This is a genomic window from Streptomyces sp. NPDC056948, assembly GCF_042674225.1.
In the GTDB taxonomy this organism is placed as follows: domain Bacteria; phylum Actinomycetota; class Actinomycetes; order Streptomycetales; family Streptomycetaceae; genus Streptomyces; species Streptomyces purpurascens.
The window spans coordinates 1-8,515 of sequence record NZ_JBHUQX010000407.1; the positions used below are offsets into that span (position 1 = coordinate 1).

The window sequence follows — 8,515 nt, forward strand, 5'->3', positions numbered from 1 at the left end:
CGCTTCGTCCCCGTCAGCGAGTGCCGACCGCCGCGCGCACGGCCCGCCGGGCGAGCTGGCAGTCGTCGTGCAGCCGCCGCAGCAGCAGCCGCTGCTCCTCGCCGGACGGCGCAGCACCAGGGTGGGCCGGGCCCGGTGCCGCCGGGGCCGCGTCGTGCATCGAACGCTGCACGGCCGTCTCGTACGTACGGATCTCACGGGTCAGCACCAGCATCAGGTTCACCAGGAAGGCATCCCTGGACGCCGGGCCCGCCGACTGGGCGATCTGGCTGATCTGGCGACGGGCCACCGGTGCGTCCCCGAGCACCGACCACAGCGTCGCCAGGTCGTAGCCCGGCAGGTACCAGCCCGCGTGCTCCCAGTCCACCAGCACTGGACCGGCTGGTGACAGGAGGATGTTCGACAACAGTGCGTCGCCGTGGCAGAACTGGCCCATTCCATGCCGCCCGGCCGCCTGCGCGATGCCGTGCAGCAGCTTCTGCAGATCGCCCAGGTCCCGGTCGGTGAGCAGACCCAGCTCGTGGTACCGCGAGATCCGCGCCGCGTAGTCGAGCGGGGCGTCGAACGTGCCCGCCGGCGGCCGCCAGGCGTTCAGCCGGCAGATCGCGCCCAGCGCGGCTCTGATGTCCGCCCGCGGCGGCGCCTCGGCCGGGTGCCGCTGGAGCGCCGCCACCCGCCCGGGCATCCGCTCGATCACCAGCGTGCAGTTGTCCGGGTCCGCCGCGATCAGTCTCGGCACCCGCACGGGAGGGCGGTGCCGGACGAACGAGCGGTACGCCGCTATCTCGTGGTGGATCCGCTCGGACCAGGCGGGAGAGTGGTCCAGTAAACACTTGGCGACGGCCGTGTTGCGACCGGTCGTACCGACCAGGAGTACGGACCGGCCGTTGCGGCGCAGCACCTGCACCGGGGCGAACTCCGGGCAGATGCGGTGCACCGACGCGATGGCGGTGCGCAGTTGGGCGCCCTGGGGGCCGGACAAGTCGAGTCTTCCGCTGAGCGGTTGGGTTCCGAGAACCGCGCCGCGCCGTGCCCTGCCCGCACCGAGCACGGGGGCCGCCGGCCGCGCGGGGGCGAGGTAGGGGCCACTGTCCGTGGGACGCGGGTGCAGCGACCGGGGCGGTGCGGACACGGAGGACGATGCTGCGTACATGGGCGAAACAGATCCCTTCGTGTGCCTGCGACGACAGCGCACCCCCGGCCCGGACTCCCTGGAGCATCCTGGGGAATGTCCCTGCGGCGACCGGGTCGGGGTGGCGCTTTCCTACCTGACACCGGATGCCCGGTGGCACACCATCTGGCGAACCCTGGCGAACCCTGGCGAATAGTCGCCCGGCAAGTCTCCCCGGGCTACTGTCAACTCAGCCGAGTACCTGGGGGCTTGATGTGAGCGGACAACCCAACACCCGTCTCTCGGACCTGTTCGGCCTGGCCGGCTGGTCGAAGGGCGAACTCGCGAGGCTGGTCAACCGGCAGGCGGCGGCCATGGGCCACCCCCAGCTCTCGACCGACACCTCCCGGGTGCGGCGTTGGATCGACACGGGAGAGATCCCGCGCGATCCGGTGCCGCGGGTGCTGGCGGTTCTGTTCACCGAGCGTCTCGGCCGTGTCGTGACCATCGAGGACCTCGGTCTGGTCCGGCACGGGCGTGCGGGGAAACGGCAGGGCGGCGGGAGTGCGGAGCCTCCCGACGGTGTGCCGTGGGCGCCCGAGCGGACGGCCGCGGTCCTCACCGAATTCACGGGAATGGACCTCATGCTCAACCGACGCGGCTTGGTGGGCGCGGGCGCCGCGCTCGCCGCGGGATCCGCACTCAGCAGCGCCATGTACGACTGGCTGCACACCGACCCTGCCCTGGTTGCCGACGCTCCCGACCTCGATCATCCCCTGCACGCCGACCCCGCCGGGTTCGACCGTTACGAGGCCGCCCCCATCGGGTCGCAGGAGATCGAGGAACTGGAGCGTTCGGTCGAGGTGTTCCGCGCCTGGGACGCGGCCCGCGGCGGCGGGCTCCAGCGCAAGGCCGTGGTGGGACAGCTCAACGAGGTGGGCGGCATGCTCGCCTACCGTCACCCACCCCATCTCCAGCGGCGCCTGTGGGGCGTCGCCGCCAACCTGGCCGTACTCGCGGGCTGGATGTCGCACGACGTCGGCCTGGAACCCACGGCCCAGAAGTACTTCGTCATCGCCGCGCACGCGGCCCGGGAGGGCGGGGACCGGCCCCGCGCGGGCGAGGCACTCTCCCGTGCGGCCCGCCAGATGGTCCATCTGGGCAAGCCGGACGAGGCCCTGGACCTGATGAGACTCGCCACATCCGGCTCGGGCGACGACGTGCTGCCCCGCACCCGGGCGATGCTCTGCACCATCGAGGCCTGGGCACAGGCCGCCATGGGCAAGGGCCAGGCGATGCGCCGCACGCTCGGGCAGGCCGAGGACCTGTTCGTATCCGACAAGGCCGACGTACCACCGCCGGACTGGATGCAGACCTTCAAGGAGGAAGACCTCTACGGCATGCAGGCGCTGGCCTATCGCACGCTCGCCGAGTTCGAGCCGGGCGCGTCCGCGCATGCCCAGCACTACGCGGAGAAGGCGCTGGCCCTGCGGGTCGACGGCCGGCAGCGGTCGAAGATCTTCGACTATCTGTCGATGGCGTCGGCCTGCTTCATCGCGGACGACCCCGAACAGGCGGACCGGTACGCGCGGTTGGCCCTGGTGTCGATGGGATCCAACTCCTCCCATCGCACCTGGGACCGGCTGCGCGAGATGTACCGGCTCACGGCCGAGTACTCCGGTTACCCGAGGATCCAGGAGCTGCGGGAGGAGATCAAGCTCGCCCTGCCGAAGACGAAGGCCAGGGGCGGCAACAGCGCACGGGCCTGACTTTCCTATGGCGTGACCCTATGACGTGACCTTGGCGACGAGCACACAGGCGTTGTCCTCGCGTGCGCCCTCGCCGAACTCCTGGACGATCGTCGTCACGCAGTCCTCCGCTGTGCGGTTCCCTGCCAGGCGCGGGGCCAGGTCGAGGAGGAGGTTCACGGCCGCCGCTCCGGTGTGCCCGGGTACCAGCCCGTCGGTGTGCAGGAGCAGCAGGTCGCCCACCTCGAGGGTCTCTTCGGCCTGCCCGTAGACGGCGCCCGAGGTGGCGCCGAGCAGGACGCCGTCCGGTGTGTTCAGCATGCGCCCCGTCCCGTCGCGGAACAGCAGCGGGGCGGGGTGCCCGGCCTGCGCCCACACCAGGGTGCGGGTTTCGGGCCGGTAGCGGCAGCAGACGGCGCTGCCGAGGGCGGGTTGCACGGTGGCGTCGAGTAACTGGTTCAGCCAGGCCATCAGCTGTCCCGGTGGGGCACCGGCTATCGCCATGCCGCGGACGGCGCCGAGCAGCATGGTCATGTTCGACGTGACACCGACTCCGTGGCCGGTGAGGTCGCCGACGCTCAGGAGCGTTTCGCCGTCGGTCAGTTCGAGCGCGTCGTACCAGTCGCCGCCGATCAGCGTGCTCGTGGACGCCGGCAGGTGGTGGGCCGCGAGATCGAGGGTCCTGGGGCCCCGGTGCGGGAGCCGCAGGGAGCCGCGCCACGGCGGCAGCACGGCCTCCTGCAACTCGACCGCGAGCCGGTGTTCGGTCCGCGCGGCATGCCCCTCGTGGTGGAGCGAGTCACGGGTCTCGCTGACCACCCGCTGGCTGCGGCGCAGTTCGCTGACGTCTCGCAGCACGGCCCACATCGAGGCGGTGCTGCCGTCAGTGTCGAGCACCGGTTCGCCCATCATGTGCACGGTCCGGACGTCGCCGTCCCGGCGTGCGATGCGGAACTCGCCGTCGATGGGCCGGGCGTCGACGAGGCAGTTCGTGACCATCGCCGTCAGCTTCGGCCGGTCCTCGTCGAGGACCAGGGACGGCATCTCGTCGAGGGTGAGCGGCGGAGCGTCGGGGTCGCGGCCCAGGATCTGGTAGAGCTCCCCGGACCAACTGGCCTCGTCCGTCAGCAGGTTCCACTCGGCGCTGCCGACCCTGCTGAGCAGCGAACCCTGCGGGGGAGCGGCGGGTTCCAGGGGGGCCGCCGCGGGCGGTGGGCCGTCCCGTAGCTGGGCCAGATGTTCGTCGAGGTCGTTGAGCTGGTGCAGGGCCAGGTCGTACAGGGCGCGCTGCCAGCGACCGCGCGGGTGGTCCGATCCGTCCCCCTCGGCGTCGCGCCGCACCGCGTCCATGTCGCCCTTGAGCCGCCGCGTCTGCGATATGAGCGCGTCGACCGAGCCGCGTCCGGGCGGCTGGGCGGCTGGGCGGTCCGCGGAGAGGTGGGACGGCATGACGCACTCCGATGCGGGGACGGTACGACCAAGGCGGACGGAGGGACCGTTACGACTGTTGCACAGCCCGCGACGCCCTGTAAGGGATTCGGCAACACACGATACGGTGGTGCTTCTGGCATATGCCACAGTCTCACGGAGTTACTCCGAGGTAGGCGCGAAGTGTGCCGCTCGGGTGCTCAAGTCGTAGGTTACACAGGGTATTTGACGACCCGTGGGTAACGTTGCGCCCAGGTGCCGCGCGTGTTCGACGGCCCGGTGTTCGAGGCGTTCAGTACCGCAGCACCCCGGCGATCCCGTCCGCCTCGCCGAGTGCGCCGTCCGGTACGAAGCGGACGTCGGCGCCCGTCTCCAGGCACTGCTCGACGATCTCGTCCACGATGTCCTCGCGGGAGTCGAGATCGCCGGACTCGGCGAGGATCAGATGGTCCCCGGCGTCGCGGACCGTCACCCGGTAGTTCTCCTCGACGGCCAGCAGCCGGACGCGGCCGACTCTGGCGCTCTGCCACAGCTCGTCGACACCGGCGGCGAACTCCCGCCGCCCGCGGGCCGTTTCGAGGGCGCGGCTCACGGCGTCCGTGCTCCTGAGGGCCTCCGCCTCGATCACCGGGCGTATGGCCTGCCACACCGTCTCGGGCGTCCCGTGGGCGAGCCCGCCGTGCGGGACGTGCACCGCGCCCTTGGCGGCACTGCCGACCTCGTCCAGCAGCGAGAGGGCGGCCGGCTCGCCGGTGACGTACAGCCGTCGCGGGTGGTCGCGCAGGACGGTGCTCATCGCGGTGTCGGTCTCGCGCAGGAACTGGCGGGTGCGTTCCTCCCGGAAGGCGCTCGGCAGGTCCCCGATCCGCTGCTGCCGTTCCGGGTCGAAGTTCTCCACGCGCCTGGTCAGCGGGAAGCCGCCGACCCGTGCCTCGGATACGCGGTCGACTCCGCCGTTCCACAGCGTGACGCGGTCCGCGGCGAGCGACAGCACCCAGAACGGCCGCCCGGCCGTCTGGGCGGAGACCAGGTTGCGGGTGAGGAAGGTGTCCGAGAGCACCACGCGCTCGGGCACGGACCGGGCGAGCGACCACACCTGGTGCTCACCGGGAGCCGCGAAGATGACCAGGCCGTCCTCGGCGTGCGTCAGGTCGACCTCGGACAGGGCCCGGTCGAGGTGCCGGGCGACCTCGGTACGCCGATCCCGGCTGACCTCCGGATCGGCCTCCAGTTGCTTCTTGGCCTCGGCCACCACGTTGCGCAGCCGGACCTGATCCTGGGCGTTGTAGGGCTCGCGCCGGTGTGTCGGCGTCAGCACGGAGACCGCGGGGTAGGGGCGCGGGCGCCGCAGCTCGGCAAGGGTCGCGGGACTCAGAACGTGCTCCATGACAGCACGATAGAGCTGATTCGCGATCGGGGCATTTGGGGCAATCGGTTCACCGGTTCGAGTGCCGGTGTGCGCGTTCGCGGAGGCACGCTGGGGGAGCACCGGCTCACTCGGTGTCGTGATCGGAGCCGCAGGAGCTGCCGTCCGGCGGGAGAGTGCCGTACAGCAGGAAGGCGTCGACCTTGCCGTGCACGCACTTGGAGGACCCGTAGCCGGTGTGGCCCTCGCTCCGGTTGTCGAGCACCACGGCCGACGAGCCGAGCCGCTCGGCCGTCTCCACCGTCCAGCGGTACGGCGTGGCAGGGTCGCCGCGGGTGCCGACGAGCAGCATCCTCGGCGTGTCGACGTCCTTGACCTCGTCGCGGATGAAGTCGGTGCCCTTGGGGCGGCCGTAGCACAGCAGCACCTGGGTGAGCCGGTACCGGCCGAAGACCGGTGACGCCTGCTCGTACCGGGCGCGGAGCCGGCCGAGGTCCTTGGTGACCTGCGCGGCGGCGGGGCGGTCGGGATCGTCCGCGCAATTGACCGCCATCAGCGCCGCCGGCAGGTTGTCCAGGGGCACGTCCTCCGGGTCGACGAGTCCGCGGTGCTTGCCCCGCAGCGGCGGGAGCGTGACACCTCCGGACGCGAAGGCCTCCAGGCCACGCGTGTCGCCCTCCTCGAGCAGCTGGGCGACCGCCCGCTGCAGCAAGGGCCACAGCTCCCTGCTGTAGAGGCCCTGCCCGAGCGCGCCCGCGAAGTCCTGGCCGGAGAACGCCTCGCCGAAGTCCGTCGGCACCGGGTCCTCGTCGAGTGACTCGACCACCTGTTCGACGTGTTCCCTGGCCTTTCGCGGATCCTGCCCGAACGGGCAGGCGATGTCCTCCGTGCACCAGGTCAGGAAGTTCTCCAGCGCGGTCTGCAGTCCCCGGGCGCTCGCCATGCCCTGCTCGGACAGCGGCTCGGTCAGCGTGTCCACGCCGTCCAGCGCCACCCTGCCGACCTTCTCGGGGAAGCGGGCCGAGTACACCGCCCCGAGCCGGCTGCCGTACGAGAAGCCCAGGTAGTTGAGCTTGTCGTCGCCGAGCGCGTCCCGCATGACGTCCAGATCGCGGGCCGCGTTCACCGTGCCCATGTGGCGCAGGACGGGTCCCGAGTGCTCGGCGCACTCGGCCGCCGCCGCGCGCAGCTTCTCGAGCACGGCCTGCGGATCGGCGACCTCGGCGTTCCCGTCTGTCGCGTCCAGTGCGCCGGTGGAGGCGTTTCCGCAGCTCACCGGCGCGGAGCGGCCGACGCCGCGAGGGTCGAAGCCGACGACGTCGTAGCCGTTCGTCAGGCCCATGAAGTGTTTGCCGCCGATGGCGAGTTGGGTCACGCCCGGGACGCCCGGGCCGCCGAAGTTCAGCAGCAGCGAGCCCCTGGACTTGCCCGTGGCCCGGTAGCGGGCCAAGGCGAGATCGAGAGTCCCCTTCCCGGGCCTGGCGTAGTCGAGCGGGACGGTGACCTTGCCGCACTGCAGGTCCGCGGGCATGTCCATGCCCTCGCACGCCGACCACTTGACCTTCTGGTCGTAGAAGCGCGTCAGGCCGGGCGGGGGGTCGTCGGCCGCCGGCAGGCCCGCGCCCAGCAGGGCCAGCCCGGCCACGCCGGTGACCGCGCAGCGCCGGATCGAGAGGTGCGTGGACAGCTTGGCCAGCATCAATGCCTCCAGGGGCGCCCCACAGCGGACCGGGAACCGGCGCCCTCGCCCACCATAAGCGGGCCTCGGAAGCGGCGCCTCCGGGCAGGTGGGGCCGCTCGAAGTGCCTTGTGGTGCGTGGCTTCGTCCCGCATACGAAGGGCTTTACCGCTAGTTCGACAACCGGGCCGCTCGATGGAGTGAAAGGCCGATAAGCCATAACTCGGATCGTGCGCCTCGCGTTCTATCCCGTGCGGGTGAGTGCCCGCGACGATGTCTGGAAGGCAGGGAACCTATGAGACGGGTTACCCGAAACGGTGTGATCGCCGTCGCCGCCGCCTCGGGCGCGATGGCCCTGGCGGTCCCCGCGTACGCGGATTCCGCGGCGGAAGGATCGGCGGCCGGTTCGCCCGGGGTGGTCTCCGGCAACACCGTTCAGCTGCCGGTGCATGTCCCGGTGAACGTGTGCGGGAACACGGTGAACGTGGTGGGGGTCCTGAACCCCGCCGCGGGCAATAGCTGCGCGAACAAGGGCGACGGGCGGGCAGGCCGGCCGGGCAAGCCCGGCGGTGCGGTCGCCGAAGGCAGCGGAAAGGATTCACCGGGCGTGGCCTCCGGCAACGTCGTACAGCTACCGGTCGACCTCCCGGTCAACGTCACCGGCAACAGCGTGAACGTGGTCGGGATCGGCAACGCGGCGACCGGCAACGAGTCCTCGAACACCCCCGGCGGCCGGCCGGTCCGCCCCCACCACCCACCGAAGCCGGCGGCCCCGAAGCCGTCCGTCCCGCCCCGGGCGCACCCGGCCCCCGACCCCGCCCCTGCCCCGCACTCCGCGCCGCAGGCCACGGGCGCCCTCGCCCACACGGGCTCGGACCACACCCTGCCGGTCGTCGCGGCGAGCGCGGCGCTGGTGCTCGGGGGAGTGGTGCTGCGCCGGCGGTGCCGCCCGGCGACGGACGGCGCGCAGCGGCGCTGACGCAGCGGAGCCCTGGCGGTCCCGCGGGTGTCGGTACGCGATACCGCTCCCGGGCTCGGAAACGGCGGCGCCCTCGCGGCCCCGCCGATCGGTGGCAGGCGACACCGAACTGTTCGGGCCCGGGAGCCGGGGCGCCCCGGCGGCGCTGCCGAGTGGTGGCACGTCGTGGTGCTCTCGGGCAGGAGCCGCCAAGCCCTCTGCACCC

General features: G+C 71.8%; 6 protein-coding genes. 2 read left to right on the plus strand and 4 right to left on the minus strand.

The window, feature by feature from the left end; translation table 11 throughout:
- Window positions 1-13 precede the first annotated feature (13 nt).
- Window positions 14-1,153 (minus strand): aminoglycoside phosphotransferase family protein, encoded by a 1,140-nt coding sequence (locus ACFTZL_RS36185; protein WP_382592013.1) that lies wholly within the window; start codon window positions 1,151-1,153, stop codon window positions 14-16.
- Between the two features lie 233 nt (window positions 1,154-1,386).
- Here ACFTZL_RS36185 and ACFTZL_RS36190 point away from each other — a divergent pair, with 233 nt between their 5' ends.
- A complete protein-coding gene (locus tag ACFTZL_RS36190; protein WP_382592016.1) occupies window positions 1,387-2,880 on the plus strand; it encodes a hypothetical protein in 1,494 nt (497 codons plus the stop codon).
- Window positions 2,881-2,898: 18 nt separating this feature from the next.
- Here the strand turns inward: ACFTZL_RS36190 and ACFTZL_RS36195 are convergent, their stop codons facing one another.
- From ACFTZL_RS36195 to ACFTZL_RS36205, 3 genes are all read right to left on the minus strand, one after another.
- Entirely contained in the window at window positions 2,899-4,308 is a 1,410-nt protein-coding gene (locus tag ACFTZL_RS36195) for a PP2C family protein-serine/threonine phosphatase (RefSeq protein WP_382592019.1), read from the minus strand.
- 271 nt (window positions 4,309-4,579) lie between these two features.
- Window positions 4,580-5,674 carry a chemotaxis protein gene (locus ACFTZL_RS36200; RefSeq protein WP_382592021.1) on the minus strand — a complete coding sequence of 365 codons (1,095 nt, stop codon included), beginning with the start codon at window positions 5,672-5,674 and terminating at the stop codon, window positions 4,580-4,582.
- A gap of 106 nt (window positions 5,675-5,780) precedes the next feature.
- On the minus strand, window positions 5,781-7,352 hold the full coding sequence (locus ACFTZL_RS36205; protein ID WP_382592024.1) for an alpha/beta hydrolase: 1,572 nt from the start codon (window positions 7,350-7,352) through the stop codon (window positions 5,781-5,783).
- A gap of 274 nt (window positions 7,353-7,626) precedes the next feature.
- On the opposite strand from ACFTZL_RS36205, the gene ACFTZL_RS36210 reads away from it, so the two are divergent.
- Window positions 7,627-8,310, plus strand: a complete 684-nt coding sequence (locus ACFTZL_RS36210; protein WP_382592027.1) for a chaplin — start codon at window positions 7,627-7,629, stop codon at window positions 8,308-8,310.
- Window positions 8,311-8,515: the final 205 nt, after the last annotated feature.